The 21,350-nt window shown below is 43.9% G+C and carries 22 protein-coding genes; 6 read left to right on the top strand and 16 right to left on the bottom strand.

Going from position 1 to position 21,350, the window contains the following annotated elements:
• Window positions 1-161 precede the first annotated feature (161 nt).
• From dxs to HGH91_RS11880, 3 genes are all read left to right on the top strand, one after another.
• On the top strand, window positions 162-2,087 hold the full coding sequence (gene dxs, locus HGH91_RS11890; protein WP_168738644.1) for a 1-deoxy-D-xylulose-5-phosphate synthase: 1,926 nt from the start codon (window positions 162-164) through the stop codon (window positions 2,085-2,087).
• A gap of 72 nt (window positions 2,088-2,159) precedes the next feature.
• Complete coding sequence (locus HGH91_RS11885; RefSeq protein ID WP_168738643.1) at window positions 2,160-3,206, top strand: flavin reductase family protein; 1,047 nt, start codon at window positions 2,160-2,162, stop codon at window positions 3,204-3,206.
• A 94-nt stretch (window positions 3,207-3,300) separates the two neighbouring features.
• Window positions 3,301-4,449 (top strand): PAS domain-containing protein, encoded by a 1,149-nt coding sequence (locus HGH91_RS11880; RefSeq protein WP_168738642.1) that lies wholly within the window; start codon window positions 3,301-3,303, stop codon window positions 4,447-4,449.
• Between the two features lie 3 nt (window positions 4,450-4,452).
• Here the strand turns inward: HGH91_RS11880 and HGH91_RS11875 are convergent, their stop codons facing one another.
• From HGH91_RS11875 to HGH91_RS11820, 12 genes are all read right to left on the bottom strand, one after another.
• Window positions 4,453-4,830, bottom strand: a complete 378-nt coding sequence (locus tag HGH91_RS11875; protein ID WP_168738641.1) for a hypothetical protein — start codon at window positions 4,828-4,830, stop codon at window positions 4,453-4,455.
• Between the two features lie 146 nt (window positions 4,831-4,976).
• Window positions 4,977-5,690, bottom strand: a complete 714-nt coding sequence (locus tag HGH91_RS11870; protein WP_168738640.1) for an HAD-IIB family hydrolase — start codon at window positions 5,688-5,690, stop codon at window positions 4,977-4,979.
• A 131-nt stretch (window positions 5,691-5,821) separates the two neighbouring features.
• On the bottom strand, window positions 5,822-6,535 hold the full coding sequence (locus HGH91_RS11865; protein ID WP_168738639.1) for a pirin family protein: 714 nt from the start codon (window positions 6,533-6,535) through the stop codon (window positions 5,822-5,824).
• A 201-nt stretch (window positions 6,536-6,736) separates the two neighbouring features.
• Window positions 6,737-7,147, bottom strand: a complete 411-nt coding sequence (locus HGH91_RS11860; protein ID WP_168738638.1) for an OsmC family protein — start codon at window positions 7,145-7,147, stop codon at window positions 6,737-6,739.
• A gap of 163 nt (window positions 7,148-7,310) precedes the next feature.
• Entirely contained in the window at window positions 7,311-7,940 is a 630-nt protein-coding gene (locus tag HGH91_RS11855; RefSeq protein WP_168738637.1) for an NAD(P)H-dependent oxidoreductase, read from the bottom strand.
• 97 nt (window positions 7,941-8,037) lie between these two features.
• Complete coding sequence (locus tag HGH91_RS11850; protein ID WP_145663125.1) at window positions 8,038-8,565, bottom strand: YceI family protein; 528 nt, start codon at window positions 8,563-8,565, stop codon at window positions 8,038-8,040.
• Between the two features lie 47 nt (window positions 8,566-8,612).
• Window positions 8,613-9,482, bottom strand: a complete 870-nt coding sequence (locus HGH91_RS11845) for a pirin family protein (protein ID WP_168738636.1) — start codon at window positions 9,480-9,482, stop codon at window positions 8,613-8,615.
• A 105-nt stretch (window positions 9,483-9,587) separates the two neighbouring features.
• Window positions 9,588-10,496: a helix-turn-helix domain-containing protein gene (locus tag HGH91_RS11840; RefSeq protein WP_168738635.1), complete on the bottom strand. Its 909-nt coding sequence runs from the start codon at window positions 10,494-10,496 to the stop codon at window positions 9,588-9,590.
• Window positions 10,489-11,283: a segregation and condensation protein A gene (locus HGH91_RS11835; protein ID WP_168738634.1), complete on the bottom strand. Its 795-nt coding sequence runs from the start codon at window positions 11,281-11,283 to the stop codon at window positions 10,489-10,491. The genes HGH91_RS11840 and HGH91_RS11835 overlap by 8 nt, the downstream gene beginning before the upstream one ends.
• A gap of 131 nt (window positions 11,284-11,414) precedes the next feature.
• Window positions 11,415-12,365 carry a DUF3078 domain-containing protein gene (locus HGH91_RS11830; protein WP_168738633.1) on the bottom strand — a complete coding sequence of 317 codons (951 nt, stop codon included), beginning with the start codon at window positions 12,363-12,365 and terminating at the stop codon, window positions 11,415-11,417.
• A 91-nt stretch (window positions 12,366-12,456) separates the two neighbouring features.
• Window positions 12,457-12,876 (bottom strand): large conductance mechanosensitive channel protein MscL, encoded by a 420-nt coding sequence (gene mscL / locus HGH91_RS11825; RefSeq protein ID WP_168738632.1) that lies wholly within the window; start codon window positions 12,874-12,876, stop codon window positions 12,457-12,459.
• Window positions 12,877-12,951: 75 nt separating this feature from the next.
• Entirely contained in the window at window positions 12,952-13,698 is a 747-nt protein-coding gene (locus HGH91_RS11820) for a PPK2 family polyphosphate kinase (RefSeq protein WP_168738631.1), read from the bottom strand.
• Window positions 13,699-13,815: 117 nt separating this feature from the next.
• Here HGH91_RS11820 and HGH91_RS11815 point away from each other — a divergent pair, with 117 nt between their 5' ends.
• Window positions 13,816-14,703, top strand: a complete 888-nt coding sequence (locus HGH91_RS11815; protein WP_168738630.1) for a DMT family transporter — start codon at window positions 13,816-13,818, stop codon at window positions 14,701-14,703.
• A gap of 61 nt (window positions 14,704-14,764) precedes the next feature.
• Here HGH91_RS11815 and frr read toward each other — a convergent pair whose 3' ends face one another.
• The gene (gene frr, locus HGH91_RS11810) at window positions 14,765-15,328 is read right to left on the bottom strand and encodes a ribosome recycling factor (protein WP_145663100.1); all 564 of its coding nucleotides are present in this window, start codon (window positions 15,326-15,328) and stop codon (window positions 14,765-14,767) included.
• Window positions 15,329-15,437: 109 nt separating this feature from the next.
• Window positions 15,438-16,580 carry a glycosyltransferase family 4 protein gene (locus HGH91_RS11805; protein WP_168738629.1) on the bottom strand — a complete coding sequence of 381 codons (1,143 nt, stop codon included), beginning with the start codon at window positions 16,578-16,580 and terminating at the stop codon, window positions 15,438-15,440.
• 165 nt (window positions 16,581-16,745) lie between these two features.
• Here HGH91_RS11805 and HGH91_RS11800 point away from each other — a divergent pair, with 165 nt between their 5' ends.
• Window positions 16,746-17,582 (top strand): transketolase, encoded by an 837-nt coding sequence (locus HGH91_RS11800; protein ID WP_168738628.1) that lies wholly within the window; start codon window positions 16,746-16,748, stop codon window positions 17,580-17,582.
• A 75-nt stretch (window positions 17,583-17,657) separates the two neighbouring features.
• On the opposite strand, the gene HGH91_RS11795 is transcribed toward HGH91_RS11800, so the two are convergent.
• Together HGH91_RS11795 and rbfA are read right to left on the bottom strand one after the other, a co-directional pair.
• Window positions 17,658-18,881 (bottom strand): FtsX-like permease family protein, encoded by a 1,224-nt coding sequence (locus tag HGH91_RS11795; RefSeq protein ID WP_168738627.1) that lies wholly within the window; start codon window positions 18,879-18,881, stop codon window positions 17,658-17,660.
• A 24-nt stretch (window positions 18,882-18,905) separates the two neighbouring features.
• Complete coding sequence (gene rbfA, locus HGH91_RS11790) at window positions 18,906-19,286, bottom strand: 30S ribosome-binding factor RbfA (protein WP_168738626.1); 381 nt, start codon at window positions 19,284-19,286, stop codon at window positions 18,906-18,908.
• Between the two features lie 194 nt (window positions 19,287-19,480).
• On the opposite strand from rbfA, the gene HGH91_RS11785 reads away from it, so the two are divergent.
• Complete coding sequence (locus HGH91_RS11785; RefSeq protein ID WP_168738625.1) at window positions 19,481-21,313, top strand: ABC transporter ATP-binding protein; 1,833 nt, start codon at window positions 19,481-19,483, stop codon at window positions 21,311-21,313.
• Window positions 21,314-21,350: the final 37 nt, after the last annotated feature.

The raw sequence follows: 21,350 nt of genomic DNA, 5'->3' as shown, positions 1-21,350 counted from the left end.
ACCTAAATATTATAAATGGTGAATCAGAAACGGTAAATGGCAGATGCCTCCGGCTGAATGGTCTGATATGCCATAAAAGGCCTATCTTCGTGACATTGGATGACTAATTACCACATATTTTTGTGTATTTTTGTTACTTCATAAAACCCTGAACCAATATTATGAATATAAAGGCAGGTCAACTGTTGAGCCAGATAGAATATCCCGCTGATTTGCGAAAGCTGAATAAAGAACAGCTTCACCAGGTATGTGAGGAGCTGCGTCAATACATTATTGACGTGGTAAGTGTGCATGGTGGCCACTTTGCCGCCAGTCTGGGCGTAGTGGAGCTGACAGTGGCATTGCATTACGTTTTTAATACCCCTTACGACCAACTGGTATGGGACGTAGGCCACCAGGCCTATGGTCACAAGATACTGACGGGGCGCCGGGAAGCATTTCCGACCAACCGGAAATACAAAGGTCTCAGCGGATTTCCTAAAAGAGATGAAAGCAGGTACGATACCTTCGGAGTCGGCCACTCTTCTACCTCCATTTCCGCCGCACTGGGTATGGCCATGGCCTCCCATTATAAAGGCGAATTTGACCGCCAGCACATTGCGGTCATTGGAGATGGCGCCATGACTGCCGGAATGGCCTTCGAAGCCCTCAACCACGCAGGTGTTGCCAACGCCAACGTACTGATCATCCTGAACGACAACTGCATGTCCATAGATCCTAATGTGGGCGCGCTGAAAGAATACCTCACCGATATCACCACTTCTCCTACCTACAACAAGGTAAGGGACGATGTGTGGAACCTGTTGGGGAAACTCCCTGTAGGAAAGAAATTCACCCGCGACATGGCCTCCAAACTGGAAGCCAGCCTCAAAGGCGTTGTTTCTAAATCCAGTAACCTCTTCGAAGCACTGAAGATGCGCTATTTTGGCCCCATCGATGGCCATAATATCACCAAACTGACAGATACCCTGCAGGACCTGAAAGATATTCCCGGCCCCAAACTGCTGCATATCGTTACCACCAAAGGTAAAGGCTATGCCCTCGCAGAAAAAGACCAGACCACCTGGCACGCGCCAGGCCTGTTCGATAAAATCACCGGCGAAATCTTCAAAAAGCCAGTCACTACCCCTCAACCTCCTAAATACCAGGACGTTTTCGGGCACACTATCATCGAATTAGCAGAACAAAACGATAAAATCATCGGTATCACCCCCGCCATGCCTTCCGGCTCCTCCCTCAAATTTATGATGGAGAAAATGCCGCAAAGAGCTTTTGACGTGGGCATCTGCGAACAACACGCCGTTACCCTATCAGCTGGCATGGCCACACAGGGAATGCGCGTGTTCTGTACCATCTATTCCTCTTTCTTCCAAAGAGCCTTTGATCAGGCCGTACATGATGTAGCCATCCAGAAACTCCCGGTAATATTCTGCCTCGACAGAGCCGGACTTGTAGGAGAGGACGGCCCAACTCATCATGGCGCCTACGATATTGCCTACATGCGCAGTATCCCGAATGTGATCATCAGCGCCCCTATGAATGAGGAAGAACTCCGTAACCTGATGTACAGCGCTCAGCTGCCGGAAAATGATATGCCTTATGTGATCCGCTATCCACGCGGACAAGGCGTGATGCCGGAATGGCGAATGCCATTTAAAGCCATCAAACCAGGCACCGGGCGGAAAATCCGCGATGGTAAAGACATTGCCATCCTTTCCCTCGGACACACCGGCAACTTCGTAACCGAAGCCTGTAAAGAACTGATCTCCGATGGTTTGCAGCCAGCCCATTACGACATGCGCTTCGTAAAACCACTGGACGAAGCCCTGCTCCACGAAATATTCCAATCATTTGATAAGGTAATTACCGTGGAAGATGGTGCTATCAGAGGTGGATTCGGTAGCGCCGTGATCGAATTCATGGCCGACAATAACTATAAGGCAACTGTAACAAGATTAGGCATTCCCGATAAAATCGTGGAACACGGCAAACCGGAAGAACTTTACCGCGAATGCGGTTATGATGCCGCCGGTATCGCCCGCACCACCCGGGAAATGCTCAAAGAAAAAATTACTGTCACCATATAAACAGGAATTTAGTTATTTAGCTACCTGGATACGCCCAAACAGGCTATCCAGGTAGCTAAATTTTTTTATACCATGTACTTTCAGCTCAGGATTACAGACATCATACGCGAAATGCCCGGCACTTATACCTATAAACTGGCCAATATATCGCCTGAACTGATTAGCTATCAACCAGGTCAGTTCCTGACCTTCCTCATCACCCTGAATAACAAAGAATACAGGCGCTCTTATTCCTTCAGCTCTACACCCGGCATAGATCCCTTTATGTCGGTAACTATACGGGAGAAGGAAAATGGCGAAATTTCCCGCCATCTCATCCGGACCTGGAAAAAAGGAGATGTGGTGACCTCCCTGGAGCCTACCGGCCGGTTTACCTATCAGTCAGCTGCTGCTCCAGTAAAAGACGTTTTTCTGCTTGCTGCAGGAAGCGGGATAACGCCCATTTTTTCTCTCCTGAAACAAATACTTACCCGCGACCCCGGCGCACACGTTAAATTAATTTACAGCAATACCAGCCCCGAAAGAACCATTTTCTACGAGCAACTACAGCAATGGCAAACCAACTACCCAGAACAACTGCAAAGTACCTATCTCTTTAGTAACGACCCGGATAGTCACCATACCTACAGGCGACTTAATAATACTTTGCTGGAGCAACTGGTAAAAACGCATATGCGCTATCAATATACCGATGCCAGCTTCTTTCTGTGTGGTCCGCCAGACTATATGCGTACCATCCTCCTTACCCTCACCTTCATGGGCTTCCGGAACGACCAGCTTCACAAGGAAAATTTTGTGGTAAACACCGATATAAAAATTGCAAAAATACTATTACCACAAAATCATGACCCTAAGCAGGTCGTGATCCATGCACATGGTCAGGAATACAAACTGTCTGTTCCAGCCGACCAAACCATCCTGAACTATGCACTCGAACAGGGCGTAGCTTTGCCATATAGCTGTAAGGGCGGTGTATGCGGCTCCTGTACCGTTAAATGTACCAATGGCAAAGTGTGGATGTCTGTCAACGAAGTACTTACGGAAAAAGAGCTGGCAGAAGGCCTGGTGCTTACCTGTGTGGGCTACCCCGCAAGTGACCACCTGACACTTGAATTATGACAGCTAATAATGCAAAAAACATTATCAATCATCATGATCAAGGATAATTTTTCTATTGCTGAAAAATTATCTAAATTTTCTGTAAAATCAGGTAATGTCAAACGCCCCTGTAAAGATTGTTTGCCTATGTCTCTTGTTTGTTGTCGTTTCGATGAACAGTTACCTCTTATTAAAATTTAATACCGCCCCTTACTCCTGGTTATTGACAGGCAGCATCATTTTACTGACAGGTATCATTATCTTCTTACTGATAGCTCCCCGGCTGATTAACAAACGTGCGCTTCAGTTCGAGCACCTGTTCAATGAATATCCCATTCCTATGTGGATTTATGAAAAAAGTACGATGCGTTTCCTGTCGGTCAATACAGCAGCATCGGCGAAGTACGGGTACAGTAAAAAGGAGTTCCTGGAGCAAATAACGGTAAAGGACCTACGAAATGTGGAGGATGTTCCCTTATTGCTGGAAAATGCCGCAGAACGGTGCAGCAGCGGTGAATACCGGGGCATATGGAAACATCGCAAAAAAGATGGTACCAATTTCTTTACAGAAATCTATTCGCTTCCGGCCGTTTATTTTGGCAAAGATGCCCGCTTCATTATGTCGAAAGATGTAGATGCCGAAGTGAAAGCCAACAGGGAAGCGCATGAGCTGGGTATGCGTTATGAACTACTGGCTAAAGCCACTAACGATGCGGTATACGATAAAAACCTGGTTACTAACGCTGTTACCTGGAATCACGGACTATCGGATCTCTTTCATTATAATAATGCTGACGACACCGACCTGGTAGAATGGTGGCAAACCAATATTCATGCAACCGACTATTTCCGGGTAATGGCTTCCCTCGAAAGATGCAAAAAGGAAAACCTCAACTACTGGTCGGAAGAATATCGCTTCAGATGCGCAGATGGCGGCTATAAATACGTAGTCGATCGCGCGTTTATTATGTACGAAAACGGGCAACCATATCGCATGATCGGGATGATACAGGATATCGACAGGCATGTAAAACAAGCCAGGCTGCTGGAAGAACAAAATAAAACGCTCCGTGAAATTGCTTGGATCAATTCACATGAAATACGCAGGCCCGTAGTCTCTATACTGGGTATCACCGATCTGTTCGACAAAAACGACCAAAACGGGGACTTTAATTCCCAGTTGATGGCATGGCTACACGAATCCACCCGTCAATTGGATGAAATCATTCATAAAATTGAGCATAAAGTAAAAACCCTTCAATAAACATTATACCTCGCAAGGCATAAAGCCATTGAATTCTTCTTTTAACGAGATGTATAGTTTCTGAAAAATTTCCATGCGGTGTTGCATGGTATCGTAGTCATCTATGGGCCGATCATCATGTACGGCAGTTACAGGCGCGTTGGAGACTTTTTTTGCGCATTGTTTCAGGTCGTGATACATTTCATCAGCTACTTCCCGTTGGCGTAGTAAACGGTTTTCAAAATGTTCAACTTTTGTCATTACGTCCCTGGAGGCTTTACTTAATGCGATTTGCTCTAAACGCTCACGCATCATTTTCACTTCTGTCCTGACATCATTTACTTCTTCTTTCCAGGAATTCAGCTGCTGGTGCAGCTCTTCAGTGGGAGTTGTCATATCCATGGTGTATTGATTTATCAATTTAAATGATGATTAAAAAGCTATTCATCATACCAAACGCTGTTGTCAATATCCATATATATTTACTGGCAAAGGCCTATTCTAAGGTACAATCTTTTTCTGTTCTGCCCACAATTTTATCTCCCTTTTTACAGGTAACTACGGAACTCAGGAAAGAATGCCATCGCCTCCAGGATCCCCCCGGCGCCAGCCCGCTGCGCCTGCAATACATGTGGCATACCTGCAGTACGCCTAACTAATTCAGCTTCCGAATCACCTACTACCACGCCCTTAAATCCAGTTTCATACATCGTTATGTCATTCATAGAATCACCAGCTACCAATATTTTATGATGGGGCAGCACCAGTATCTCCAGCAACTGTTGTAAAGTATATCCTTTATTAACGCCACCAGGCAAAATATCCAGGTATTTTCCGGCAGATAAAACCATGTCGCATTGCAGTGAGGCCGCTATTTCCCGGGCGCTTTCTATATCTGTTTCCTCATCGTAATAATAAGAGCAACGATATTGCTGTTGAGCTTCCTGATGTAGTAACCCTTTTACCTTTTTCATCGTTTCCCTAACATGATCTCCTGGCCATTTGGCGGCAATATTGGACTGTACAGGCTCTACAGCTGCCAGGCTAGGCAAATGTGTAATGGTAGCACCTACATCACAAATAATATACTCCGGACGCGGCAGTGCAGTATCTTCCAATAAATTCAATACACTGCGTATGCCTCTTCCGGTTACAAATACCAATTGTATTTCCTTGTTATGATGTAATAAATGATAGAGTTCTTCTTTATCTTCCGGTGTTCCTCCTAAAAAAGTTCCATCCAGGTCTGTAGCTAATAACATGATTTCTTCCTCAGTGGCGGTTTTAATAGTGACGCAATAAATAAGTGTTCCGGATAAAAATAGAAAAAAAAGATCAGCCTTGCAGCTGATCTTTCTTAGATGTAACGGGTTAGTATATAATGAAATGATAATTAGCTCAACATAGAAATATCTATCAGCAAAAACTCTGCCGGTTTAATAATTTCTACCGTTGCTTTATCATACTCCGATAACCCAATAGCATCCCTGGTTTGTAAGGTTTCTCCATCTATTTGTATTTCCCCGCTAAGCAAAAACAGGTAGCTGCCTGTTCCCGCCTTCTTTGCAGTGATCTCTACTGTTTTACCTGCATCAAATTTACCTAACGAAAACCACGCATCCTGGTTTAACCAAAGTGTATCGGCAGATTTATCTGGTGCGATGACCACCTGCAATTTATTTTCACGACTGGCAGGATCAAATGTGCGTTGATCATAGCGGGGCGCTACATTTCTTTCGGAAGGAATTACCCAAATCTGCAGGAAGTTAACATCTTCCGTTTTGGAAGCGTTAAACTCAGAGTGAACGACGCCAGTGCCGGCACTCATGATCTGTATATCGTTTTTACGGATTACTTCCTGCTTACCGGTATTATCACGGTGTTCCAGCGCACCATGCAGTACAATAGATACGATCTCCATATTATCGTGTGGGTGAGCGCCAAAACCCATACCGCCCTTCACCGAATCATCATTCAAAACCCGCAATGCACCAAAATGAATCCTGTTGGGATCATAGTAGTTAGCAAAACTGAAGGTATGATGACTCTTCAACCAACCATGGTTGGCATATCCCCTGGTATCTGCACGATGAATTACTTTTTTCATAACTTAATCTCCTTTGTTTAATACAACACAAATATCGCTATAAGTGGCCGCGGGAGGAATGGATGATCTGATGAAAAACGTGGACAAAAAATGCAGAAAGCTTAAAGTAAAAAGCTATTGAAGCGGGTGACCAGTGCGATTTCAAATATTCGCAAGATCACTCGCTTCAATAGCTTTTTACTTTAAGCTTTTTGCTCCTCCTTATACCAGCTTGGCGTCGGAAGTAATAGTAGCATTCAGCACTTTACTTACCGGGCAATTTGCTTCTGCATCCTTTACAAATTCAGCAAATTTTGCAGCATCCAGACCTGGTACGCTGGCAGTTACTTCCAGGTGGCTGGTGGTAATAGCGCCGTTTTCCAATGTAATAGTGCATTTGGTATCGATGTTACCAGGTGTAAAACCAGCGCCGGTGATAACAAAACTCAGTTTCATGGTAAAACAACCAGCATGAGCGGCTGCAATCAGTTCTTCAGGGTTAGTGCCAACGCCTTCTTCAAAACGGCTGCCATAAGAATACTGGGTCTTGTTTAAAACGGTAGACTGGGTGGTTAAATTACCTTTACCTTCTTTACCGGTACCTTGCCAATTGGCAGATGCAGATCTTTTCATGTTTAATGTTTTATTTTTTTTCTTTGTTAGAAGAATCAGTGCAGGGGCCCAAATTACAAATTAATCGGGAATAAAAAATGCCGGAGCTTCCTGTAGCTTCCGGCAATAAAAAAACCGCACCAGTGGCTGGTGCGGTATAAACATGATTCCCTTCAATTGATTCCTATATCATTTCTACCAATTCCGTTATTGGCTTACGTACTTTCTTCGCATGCTGCATCACGTCATCATCTGCTCTAAATCCAATAGCAGCCGTCACCACTGCAGCCAATCCTTTCTCTTTCAATCCCAAAATTTCGTCGTATCTGGCAGCATCAAAGCCTTCCATAGGGCAGGCATCGATATTTTCCACTGCAGCGGCGGTCAGTAAGGTGCCCAATGCAATGTAAGCCTGCTTGGAGCTCCATACAGCCGTGCCGTTTGAACCCAACTGATTCACCGTGTTCTTCATCACACCCGCAAAGCCTGCCAGCTGCGCGGGGTTTATGTTGCGCGTTTCCGCAATATTGTTCGTATAATCATCTACGTGCGACTCATTCAAGTCGGTATATCTTGCAAACACCACCAACTGTGAGGCGTCGGTTACCTGCGCCTGGTTATTGGATGCTGCTTTTAATTGCTCACGTACCGCCGGATTCTCTACTACCAGTATCTTATAAGGTTGTAACCCATAAGACGAGGCAGAAAGCCGGGTGGCGGCAATCAGTTTATCCAGCTGTGCGGCACTCAGTTTCTTAGCCGGATTAAATTTCTTAACGGCGTAACGCCATTCCAGTTTATTCAAAATATCCATCGTCAATGCTTGCTTGGTATTTTGTTACCCAGCTATCTGCCCGGGATACAGGGCCGTAATCGAACAAAATAGCTGAGTAACAAAACGAAATATGTGCTTATTGTTTTACCATTTGTACACTAGCCAGTAACTTCACTTCGTCACTCAGCAACAATCCACCGGTTTCGGTAGTAGCATGGAAAGTAAGGCCAAAATCTTTACGGTTAATCTTACCGCTTAATTCAAATCCAGCCTTGGTCTGACCATATGGATCTACCACTTCGCCACCAAATTCTACATTCAGTTCTACCGGACGGGTATTGTCACGAATGGTTAAATCACCTACCAGTTTATATGTTTCACTATCTATTTTCTTTACTTCCTTAGACACAAATGTCAGCTTGGGATATTTTTCCGCTTCGAAGAAATCTCCTGCCAGCAAATGCTGATCACGCTGCGCATTTTGAGTAGAAATGCTATTGATGTCTGCTTCAAAAGAGATGGAAGCATTACTGAAATCATTGTCAGTAGTGGTTTGCATAGTACCATCAAATTTTGCAAACTGACCGGTTACGGTCGTAATCATCAGGTGTTTAATTTTAAATTGTACATCACTGTGTGAAGGATCAATTTTCCAGGTTGCCATATTGTTTTGTTTTTAGTAGTATTATTGAAATGATTTGTTATTATAAATTATAAGCGGCCCATTTTACCGGCATTAAAATCGTTGATAGCGGTCACAATCTCTTCTTCTGTATTCATCACAAACGGGCCATAAGCGAAGATGGGTTCATCTATTGGTTCTCCGCTCAACACTAGTATAGTGGCGTCTTCCAATGCAGTGAGCTTAATTTCAGTACCCTCTTTTTCGAAAAGGGCTGTTTCTACTGCTTTCAGTGGTTGGCCGTTAATATCAGCTTCTCCCTGGAAAACAACTGCCGCGGTGTTAAAATGTGCCGGTAGAGAAAAAGTAACGGTGTCGCCTTTCTTTAAACGCACGTCCAGTACATTCAGCGGAGAGAAGGTGCGCGCTGCGCCTTTCACATCCCCGTATTCACCAGCTATTACTCTTACATAACTTTCCGTACCAATGTTGATCACTGGAATTTCGGCTTTGGTTAAGTTCTGGTAGCCTGCCGGGTTATTTTTAAATGCTTTGGGAAGATTTACCCACAATTGCGCAAATTCTGCTTTACCGCCAGTTTTGGTAAATGCGTCGCTATATTTCTCTTCATGTAAAATACCGCCAGCTGCAGTCATCCACTGCACATCACCGGGGTACAGGAATCCATGGCTGCCGGTAGAATCCCGGTGCTCCAGTTCGCCCTGGTACACGATGGTCACAGTTTCAAAACCTTTATGCGGATGTTCTCCTACACCACGGGGTCTGGGACTAGGCGGGATGTAGTTGGGTGCGGCGTAGTCCATCATAATGAAAGGACTAATCCTGTTATTTTCAGAACGGGTACCACCTGGTAAGGTACTTTGTACCCGGAAGCCATCACCTACCATATGTGGTGCGGCTGCTTTTACTATCTGGTTTACATGTTTTTGTGTGTTCATAGTTTTTTGCCTCCTAAGACAACACAAAACTACATGTTATAACACCCGTTAAAAATGGATAAAACGTCGCTAGTGATGGACTTTTTTACAAATCCCCTTAAAACCTTATACGGAAGGGGTTAAAGAGGAGCGGGCTGCCTCTTTAAACTCAGAAGGACTCTGATTGGTATATTTCTTAAAAAAGCGACTGAAATAATGTGGGTCGTCAAAGCCAAGTTTATAAGCAATTTCCTTAGCCGTGAGGTCTGTATTGTACAGGTACCGCTGCGCTTCCAGGATGACCCTGTTGCGGATATGCTCTCCTGCTGTAATTCCAGATAATTGCTTACTGATTTCGTTGAGCAGTACAGGTTTTATATGGAGGAGTCCGGCATAATCGGACACGTTTTTTAGGTACTGATATTTTTCTTCTATCAGGTTTTTGAATTTCAGGAAGATAGAACTGTTATGTGCAGCATGTTGTTCGGTCGAAATAGAAAGACTTTCACCTTTTATACGGGAAGCCAGCACCAGGAAATAACGCAGCAATCCATGCAGCGCGGTTTCATATTCCGGCTCCCGGAGCGCGAGTTCTTTCATCATCAGGCGAATAATAGCCTCAATATCCTTTTCCTGCTCATCATCGAGCTGCAATACACTACTGAACTGGTTATTGAAAAACAGGCCGGAATTAATTCCCGATACCTGCGATTGGTCTTTTAAACACATAAAAGCTTCCCGGAATGCGATCATGTAACCATCAATTTTCTCGGTAGCCTGTAGATTGTGTACCTGGCCGGGCGCCACAAAAAAGAGGGTATTCTTTTTTACCTCATGTGTTACTGCATCAATGGTATGCAGCAACTTCCCTTTCTTTATCCAATAGATGGTGTAGAAGTCATGCCGGTGTGGCACACCAATCTGGTCAAAAAAACTATTGCCCAATTCGCACAATCCGGATACCACAAAGCTCGGATCTACATGCGCATATTCCGGTAAGGAAACAATTCCTATATTTTCACGTTTCTCAGCCATCTATTAAAGTTCCTGCGGGTTCTTCCTCCCTATCAGAAGGATCAATATATTCAATAATAAAGTTATTCCGTCCTTCTCCGACCATAATTCCCATGTGCTTCATCTGTACCAGTTCCAGCATACTGAGGAACAGGAAAATAGCATGCACCCGGTCTTTACAGTGATCGAATATTTTTTCGAAAGATAAAGTACACTCAGCCCTTGCCAGTTCTTCCATATACATCCTGGAACCTTCCATGGTATAATCATACTTATACACCACGTGCTGCGGCTTGTTATCACGCTCTTTCATACGATGCATCACCTTTTCAAATGTTTTGGTGAGCTTAAACAATGTGAGCGTTTGTACTTCTGTACCTTCACTGGTAATTTCACCAATTTCGGCCAGTTCTTTCGCAATGTTGCCTCGTTTGGCTTGCAGCATCCTGTCGGCCTCCATTTCAGCCAGTTCGGCAGCAGCAAGTTTATAACGCTTATACTCCAGGATCTTATCTATCAGCTCCATACGAGGGTCAATCTCATTCCCTTGCTCATCTACTTCCTTGCGGGGCAATAACATCTTCGCCTTGATACGCATCAGCGTAGATACAAAAAGAATGAACTCACTGGCCAACTCGATATTGAGCGATTCAATATGGTGAATATACTCCAGGAAATCCTGTGTCAGTTTATTGATCGGGATATTATAGATATCCAGCTCATCACGTTCAATGAAGAACAGCAACAGGTCAAAAGGACCTTCAAATTGCGGTAATTTGATCTTATAGACAGGTGCTTGTTCGTTCACGTATAGCGTTTAATATGGTTTAAAAAAGAATTCGCACAAAGGCACGGAGTGTCAACAATTCCGGGAGTCAATTCCCGGCTTCTTTCCTCTGTGCCAATGCGCGATATCAAAAATAACAAAATTCCGGCGAATCAGAACTTGGCGGCAAAACCTACGCCTATCACCTGTTTGACCTGTAATCGGGGCCCCATCACACCAGTAGCTTTATTTTCAAATACTTTTACATCATCATCATAAATCATATCTACGGTCAGCAAGGCAGAAATCCATTTATTCACCTTCAGCTCCAGGGCATTGGTGAAAAACACATCAATGTTCTGCGGATTATGCCGGTAATCAGAAAAGAGATCCAGCCGGCCTTTGTAAGTCATGTTTTTGGCAAAAGTCTTTACGTAATTGGCTGATAAATAAGCGCCAATCTCATACCGGAAATGCTTCCCGGTGTCTACACCATAAGCACCTTGTTTTGACAGGAAATCATCCATTACAAATACAAAACGGGAAGTAATGGGGGAGAGGAATAAAGAAAATGAATTATCTGGTTTATAGTCGAAACCCGGTGATACCAGTACATATGCCGGAGAGAAGAATTTGGACGACAATTGTTTGGTGGTATCATTTGGATACAGGAAACCGTTGGCAAATTGCGTACGTAAATTTACCAGTCCGCTGAGGTACCAGTTTTTACCGATATCATAACCGTATTTGGTAGTCAGGTCGATCCGGTCGTCATTTTTACGACCGCCGAGACTGGTAGTATTAATATATCCGAAAGCGAGATCGGCCACATTGTCCCAGGATCTTCTGCCATGCTTGTAGAACGCCCACGCATATACGTTAGAACCAATAGCGAAAGAAAACTTATCACCACCCGCAGCCCAGTTGGTGAGTGAGCCCTGGTTGATGTTCACATTCAGATTAAGACCTTTCCGCCACAATTTCGGAATAGTATCATTAGGGTCCTGGTCTTTTTTGATTTTACCAGCAGCTTCTTCCCTTGACTTCTTCATCCAGTCGTTCTGTGCATGCACTGCCATGAAACAGCAAAGAAAGCATGCTATGGACAAAGTAAATTTTTTCATTCATTTAACGTTTAAGGTGAGTATACATATATAACCTGCGTGTTTCTTCGGGTTAAAAGAAACACGCAGGTGGGTTATTGATATAATTAGTTTATCTTTTCTTCAGCTCGTCACGGATTTCCATGAGCAGTTTTTCCTGTGCAGAAGGCTCAGCAGGTGCAGGGTCTTGCTTCTTGGTCAGCCTATTCATGAACTTCACCAACAAGAAAATACAGAAGGCAATAATCAGAAAATCTATGACGCTCTGAATAAAAGCGCCATAAGCAAAAACAGCTACCCCTTTGGCTTTCGCCTCTGCCAGCGTAGCAAATTCTCCCTTACTCTTGTCCAGCAATACAAAGAAGTCATTAAAATTCTTACCCTGGGTAAATATGCCGACAATAGGCATCAGGATATTATCCACTAATGATGTAACGATCTTTCCAAACGCGCCTCCAATGATCACACCCACTGCCAGATCCATTACATTGCCCTTCATGGCAAATTCTTTAAACTCTTTGATGAACGACATAATGCAAGGTTTTTATTGGTTAAATAAGTGAACAAAATTAAAACATAATATCATAAGCCGTTAATTATTAATCTATTATTTCTTTAAACGGGGATATTTCATCTTCAGCGATTTCAGTGTATCCCTCAGCGTTAGCGCTATCAGGTACTCTTTATACCAGTTATGGTCGGCGGGTACAATCAGCCATGGCACATAATTACAATGATTAATGGCGTCTTCATAAGCATCCATATATTTATCCCATAGTTTAGCCTCTGCCAGGTCATTTTCATTATATTTCCACATCTTTCTTGGGTCTTCTGTGCGCTCCACCAGCCGTTGCTGTTGTGCATCCCGCGATACGTGCAGATAGCATTTGATAATATGGGTGTTGTTATGTACGGTTAGCAATTTCTCAAAATCGTTGATGGCTTCCATGCGTTTGAAAGCAGTCTTATCATCAATCCATTTATGCACACGCTGTATCAGGATATCTTCGTAGTGGGAACGGTTAAACACCTGGATCATGCCTTTACCTGGTGCATGCTGATGTACTCTCCATAAAAAATCATGATCATATTCCTCTGAGGTGGGAGCTTTGAAAGAATGTACCTCGCAGCCCTGGGGATTTAAGGTACCGGTTACATTCTTGATTACACCGTCTTTTCCACTGGCGTCCATTCCCTGTACTACCAACAGAATACTGTATTTATGCTGGGCATATAACAGATTTTGCAATTCATCCAATTCTTGCAAGATTTCCTGGGTCGCGACTTTGATCTTTTCTTTTTCCAGCTTCTTGGGGGCTGTAGTGCTGATGGTTGACAACTTAATTTTACTCATTTCATGCATTCTTATTAATAAATTTAACAAAATCAGTCCAGAAGTGTTGCAATAACACGATTTATATTTTGTTGAATGCCACCGATAAGTGCAACTTTGTAGCCTGAAAATAAAACTATGCACCAACGTTTCGCTCACTGGGGAGTATTTTTACTACTATCGCTCACCTGGGGCAGCTCTTTTATACTGATGAAAATCGGGCTGGAAGCATTTACATCCTACCAGGTAGCTAGTTTGCGGTTAGTGGCCGCAGGTGTTGCATTGCTGCCCTTTTTACCTAAGGCACTCCGGGATACGCCTGTTAATAAGCTGCCACTTATTATACTTTCCGGCATCCTGGGCAATGGCATTCCTGCCTTTCTGTTTTGCCTGGCTGAAACAGAAATAGATAGCTCACTGGCAGGTATTCTAAATGCGCTCACTCCTTTGATGGCTTTACTGTCGGGTATTATCATCTTTGGCAGCCCCTTGAAAAAAGAACAATTTACCGGGATATTTATTGGATTGTTGGGCGTGGTTTTGCTGTTTACCTCCAAAGGCATCAGTACCAATAGTCATTGGTATTATGCTTTGTTGATCATCCTGGCCACTATCAGTTATGGTGTCAATATCAGTATGGTACACCACCGGCTTAAAGGCTTCTCGTCTCTGCATCTGGGCTCCATTGCCATGTTTTTCTGTGCCCTGGTCACTTTCCCGATATTATGGTATAGTAACTTCTTTCCGCAGTTCGTCCAACCCCATGCCCCCTGGCGCTCTTTATCTGCCGGCCTTATACTGGGCGTAATGGGAACGGGTGTAGCAGCGGTATTATTTTTCCTGTTAATAAAACGGGCCGGATCTATGATGGCCTCTATGGTAGCATATGCGTTGCCGTTAGTGGCAGTCGGATGGGGCTTACTCGCTCATGAAAGCATTACCTGGGTCCAGGTGTTGTGTATGATCATCATCTTAGCGGGAGTGTACCTCGTTAATAGAGCCAGTAGACCTGCTACTGGCAAATAACGTATAAAAAAAGCGGAGATATCAACTGATGATATCTCCGCTTTTTTGAGATGTGCTATTATTAAACAGCCATAATTTCCTTTTCCTTCACTTCGCAATGCTTATCGATCAGGACAATGTTTTTATCTGTTAATGCCTGTACGTTTCCTTCTGCATCCTTCGCGGTATCTTCACTCAGGCCATCTTTCTGCAGTTTCTTTATACCCTCAATAGCATCCCGGCGAATATTACGGATAGCTACTTTTGCTTGTTCGCCCTCGTTATTTACTCTTTTCACGAATTCTCTCCTGCGTTCTTCTGTGAGAGGAGGGAGGAATAAACGGATGATTACACCATCGTTTTGAGGGTTGAGCCCAATGTTAGAAGCAATAATAGCTCTTTCAATAGGCTGTAGCATGTTTTTTTCCCAAGGTTGTATGGTCAGGGTCCGTGCATCGGCAATACTCACGTTAGCTACCTGGTTCAATGCGGTTGGCGATCCGTAATAATCAACGAAAATGCCATCTAAAATTTGCGGATTAGCTTTTCCGGCTCTGATTTTTGTAAGCTCCAATTCCAGGTGCCCGATAGCTTTCTTCATCGAGTCCGCTGCCTCATCAATGATAAGCGTTAGATCATCTTGCATAACATAAATAGTTAAGTGCGTGCAAACCTACAGGTTTTCTTTTAATCGTCAAAGTAACGCACCTGTAATAGGAGGAGAAATACTAACAAAGACGCTTACAGGAAGTTTTTTACTTATCCTGTAATACTCCTTCTGTTGTAACACGAAATACCTTGGTGGAGTCCTTTACGGCAACAGATGCCGGCTGGATAACAGGTTCTGGTATTGGCTTCACCGCCAGTTTCTTTCTGCGTGCCAGGTATAGCATGCCGGTAAAGAAGGTAGCTGAACCTATTACTACCATCAGCAACAGGGTAGCGCCAAGTCCCTGCAATACAAATGCGCCCAGGATATAGGAGGCATTAATGGCAACAGACACCAGCGTTGTTTGACGGTGATTCAGCTTCAAATCCAGCAGGTAGTGGTGAATATGGTTTCTGTCCGCAGAAAAAGGAGAACGCCCCTGCAACATACGCACAGCAAAAACACGTAAAGTATCAAATAATGGAACAATCAGGATAGCGAACGCAACAGCTGGAGTAGCGCCAATAGGCATTTTACCTACCGGATTGCCGGCCACGTCTATAAACTTAAGCACCAGTACTGCATTCACCAGGCCAATCAATAAGGAACCGGTATCGCCCATAAAAATCCGGGCAGGAGAAATATTATAGATCAGGAAGCTAGCCAGCCCACCAGCCAGGGCAAATCCGATTACGGCATAAGTAATTTCACCTACATGCAGGAAATAAGCACCCAAAACAGCACTCACCAGTAACCCGATACTACCCGCATGTCCATCTACTCCATCAATCAGGTTAAAGGCGTTAATCACCACTATAAAGGTGAAATACGTCAGCATGAGGCTGATATTGGGAGGCAGTGTATAAATTCCCATAAAGCCATACATACTGGTAATCTGCAAGTTACCTAGATAAATAATAGTGAAAGAAGCCGCCAGCTGACCTATTAACTTTTTTAGGGGAGATAATCCCACAATATCATCTTTCATGCCTACCATAAAAATGATAAAGAAGGCAGCCATCATGTATTGAAACGGCGAATTCGCTATTGCGGGTACACAAATAGCGGCAGCGATAATAAATCCGGAGAAGAAACCCATTCCTCCCAGTGTTGGTATACGATGTTTATGCGTCTTTCGTTCGTCCGGCTCGTCGTATAAATGCTTTAATTCCGCCACTCTAATCAGTATTGGAATAGAAAAATAGGTAACAACAAAACTTAGGACGGTAGCAATTAATACATTCTCCATTTTTGTGGGGCTTGATTGTGCAAAGATATTAATTTCAATGAAATGTGAAAATATTCATTAAATAAATCAAGTTTTTTAATACTTTGAGATCGCAAAAAAAACGTTCAACAGCCACAAATTCTACGAAATTCTATTAGTTTTGCGGCACAAAATTTATCAACTATCATGCCACAGCTCAAAGATATAGCTACCCAGGTTAGAAGAGATATTGTACGGATGGTACACGGCGTTCAAAGCGGACACCCCGGAGGTTCTTTAGGTTGCGCAGACTTCCTGACTGCATTGTATTTCAAAATAATGGACCATAAACCGGAACCATTTGACATGGATGGCAAAAACCAGGACCTTTTCTTCCTTTCCAACGGGCATATTTCACCTGTGTTGTATAGTGCGTTAGCCCGTTCCGGGTATTTTCCTGTACAGGAACTCAACACCTTCCGCAAACTGAACTCCCGCCTGCAGGGCCACCCAACTACTCATGAACACCTGCCAGGCGTGCGTATCGCCTCCGGTTCCCTCGGTCAAGGCATGAGCGTAGCCATAGGAGCCGCCCTCGCTAAAAAACTAAACAACGATAAAAACCTGGTATTCTCCCTCCATGGTGATGGAGAACTGGAAGAAGGCCAAATTTGGGAATCTGTGATGTTTGCGCCACACCACAAAGTAGATAATCTTATCATCACCGTGGATCTCAACGGCCAACAGATCGATGGGACTACCGATGATGTAGCCGGCCTCGGTGATGTAGGTGCCAAGTTTGAAGTATTTGGATGGCAGGTTTTACATATGAATGGCAACGATATGGATGACGTAGTTGCTATCCTCGAAAAAGCTAAAAGCCTCACTGGTAAAGGCAAACCGATTGCAATTATCATGAAAACAGTAATGGGCCAGGGAGTTGATTTCATGGAAGGGCATCACGAATGGCATGGCATTGCTCCCAGTGATGAACAACTCGCCAAAGCTTTGGCACAGTTACCAGAAACATTGGGCGATTATTAATAGTACAACTAATTAAGATATTAAAAAGGCCTCCCATTTATGATGGGAGGCCTTTTTAATATCTTAATTTTCTAATCAGGTGGCTTTCAACTCAATGGCCTCCACCGCGGCACGCCTGGCCGGATACCAACTTGCTGCCAGCCCAATAATCATAATGGTGACAAACACAAGCAGAAAATCAGCCGCATGCATACTTACCGGGTACGCATCTACGAGAAAGGAAGTACCCTCCAGTTTAATCATACCAAATTGTTGTTGCAACAGACAAAATACTATCCCTAAACCTAATCCTAATAACGTCCCAATTCCGGCAATAATTAACCCTTCTGCCAGAAATATCCGCATAATCAAAGATTTACGCGCGCCCATTGCTTTTAAAATGGTAATATCTTTCTGCTTTTCTATCACTAACATATATAGTGACCCTATCATATTAAACGCTGCAATGATCATAATGAAGCTCAGGATCACATACACCGCCCATTTCTCCGTTTGCATGATGGCGTACAACGATTGATTCTGCTCGTAACGGGTTTGTACCTTGTAATTCTTTCCCAGTAGTACTTCCAACTGCTGCTTCAGCAGCTTTTCATCCACCCCGGCGGGTGTACTGATCTCCAATGCCGACATTTCATGATCTCCCCATTCCAGTAATTTCCGCAGAAATTCAATATTGGTAATCACATACTTGCTATTAAATTCCTGCTGGATTGCAAACGTTCCGGTGGGATAAAGCACCCCATTATTTAATGCGTCTTCAGGCGTAACAAACGTACTCACAGTTCTCCGGGGCAGGTATACGGTTACCGGGGCCAGGCTATGCACCACATCCACTCCCAACGCTCCTTCCAGCTCAAGTCCCAGTATGGCGCGGTACGCCACGCTATCACCGGTATCGAAACGGCCCCTGACAATATGGCTTTTAACATCAGTTACATTATTGTAGCCACTATCCACTCCCTTCAGCACGGCAATCGTAGGCTCGTCACCGTAGCGGAGCACCGCTTTTTCCTCTATTACCTGTGAATAATGTGCCACCCCGGGTACCGCTGAGATTTTCTGCAACTGGTCAGCCGTAAGAAGAATCGTTTTGCCGGTAGCCGGCGCTATCTTTATAGAAGGATAAAAAGAAGAGTAAAGGGATTTTACCAGGCCTTCAAAACCATTGAATACACTCAAGATCACAATCAGGGCTCCAGCCCCGACTGCAATGGCCACCACACTTACCCAGGCAATGATGTTTATAGCGTTGGTAGATTTTTTAGCCCGGAAATAACGGGAAGCAAATTGCCAAACCATGTTTTTTAAATTTCTGGCAAACGCTTACTTATTGCCATCCTTGATGTTTGCATCGTCTTCCTTGATTTTCTTGAACAACTCCTCCATCTTAAACACATAATCGAGGGTATCATCCAGGAAAAAGCTGAGTTCCGGAATCCGACGCAACTGTTTGCCTAATCCAATTCCCAGCAATTTCTTGATTTCTCCCATTCTTTCCTTGATACGTTCCAGCATCTCATTGGGAGCATTAATCTTAAACATGCTCAGGTATACCTTGGCTTCCAGCAGGTCAGGAGTCATTTTTACGGTAGCAACAGATATCATCCCCCCATCTACTACATTAAACCCAATCCGCTGAAAGATACTGCTGAGCTCCTCCTGTACCAGTTGTCCTATTTGCTTCTGCCTTTTAGTTTCCTGCATCTCATTCAATTTTATTCGTTAGTAAAACGGCCTATGCACGATAATAACATATTTACAGCACCGCACCAAACCCAACAAGCATCCAACTGCCTGTCAGGTGCGAAATTAACCATTTCTGGGAAAGAATAACGCCAATTACACCCCCGCATATCGTAATTATGCTATTTTTGCCAGCAGTAAAAAAGCCTCCAGGAATGAAGACATTCAAGCGATTACTTGGATATGCCACGCCTTTACATCACTATATCCCGGAATATGTTATATATACGCTGATCGGCATTATATTCGGCATGGTCAATTTTGCCATGCTGATTCCACTATTGACCGTTATTTTTAACCAGGTAGGAGAGGTACCCAATGCCTTGCCACATCCCACCTTTTCCTTCTCTATCAACTATTTCGTTGATCTTTTCAATTACTATTTCTATAGCTTTATCAGGGCCAGCGGCTCTAAACAAAGCGCGCTGTACTTCGTTTGTGCAGTCATCGGCGTTTGTATTACCATTGCTAACGCAGGCCGCTATATGAGCGCCCGGGTAATGGTGCGATTGAAAATGACCATGCTTTCACGCCTGCGAAACAGCTTGTATCTTAAATTCACTAGTCTGCCCATGGGCTATTATAGTCAGCAGAAAAAAGGGGACCTGCTGTCTACCATGACGAACGATGTACAAGAAATAGAAAGCAATGTGATCAATGCTATCCAGATATTATTGAGAGATCCTTTTATTATCATAGGCTACTTCGCTGCCCTCTTCTATCTTTCTGTTAATCTCACCCTTTTTACCATTGTTTTCTTTCCCGTATCGGGATTACTGATTTCGTACGTTTCCAAGAAATTAAAGCAGAAGGGATGGTTTAGCCAGGAGCTGCTTGGCAAGATACTGAATGTTACAGAGGAAACGCTGAGTGGCATCCGCATTATACAATCCTTTACTGCCGAGCGTTTTATGCGGGACAAATTTTCGGAGGTGGATCATCGTTTTACAAAGGTGAGCAAAGCCATGTACAATCAACGTGAGCTGGCTTCCCCTATCTCGGAAATCCTGGGCGTAATCGTGATTGTTATCCTGGTGATTTACGGAGGCACCCTGGTGCTCAATGGCAGCGATCTGCTGAACGGCGCTACCTTTATGACCTACCTGGTATTCTATTCGCAGATTATGCAACCTGCCAAAAATATTTCTACCGCTATTACTACTATGCAAAAAGGGATAGTAGCCAGTGAAAGAATATTCCGGATATTGGATACTGACATCAGCATTACCGAAAAAACCAATGCCATTCCTATTACGTCCTTCCAGGAAAACATTACCTACGACAATGTTTCCTTTAAATATGAACAACACTATGTGCTAAAGCATATTCAACTCACCATAAAAAAGGGGCAGATGATAGCGCTGGTAGGCCGTAGCGGCGCCGGCAAATCTACGATGGCCGATATACTACCACGCTTCTACGATGTAAATGAAGGCGCTGTTCGTATAGACGGTACCGATATACGGGATTTCAAACTGCACGATCTCCGCAGCATAATTGGTGTAGTGTCGCAGGAAGCCATTCTCTTCAATGATACTGTACTTAATAACATCGCCTTCGGTCAGCCCCATGCCGACAAAGAGGCGATTATACATGCGGCCAAAATTGCCAATGCACATGAATTTATTGAACAACTGGAAAATGGTTACGACACCTTCATCGGTGATCGCGGGCTCAAACTCAGTGGGGGACAGCGCCAGCGCCTCACTATTGCCAGGGCTATCTTCAAAAATCCGCCTATTCTCATTCTTGACGAAGCCACTTCTGCATTAGACACTGAATCCGAAAAACTGGTGCAGGCCGCCCTCGATAAATTGATGCAAAACCGTACCACTATTGTTATTGCACACCGCCTCAGCACGATCCAGTTTGCCAGCGAAATTGTTGTGATGGACCAGGGTATTATTAAAGAACGAGGCACGCATGAACAATTGTTACAGCAGGATGGTATTTATCATAAACTAGTGGAAATGCAGGAGTTCAAATAAAGGAATCCTAACGTTAAAACATATACGTAAAATGGAG

The sequence above is a fragment of the Chitinophaga eiseniae genome, assembly GCF_012641265.1.
In the GTDB taxonomy this organism is placed as follows: domain Bacteria; phylum Bacteroidota; class Bacteroidia; order Chitinophagales; family Chitinophagaceae; genus Chitinophaga; species Chitinophaga eiseniae_A.
This window is presented reverse-complemented; position numbering and strand designations above follow the sequence as displayed.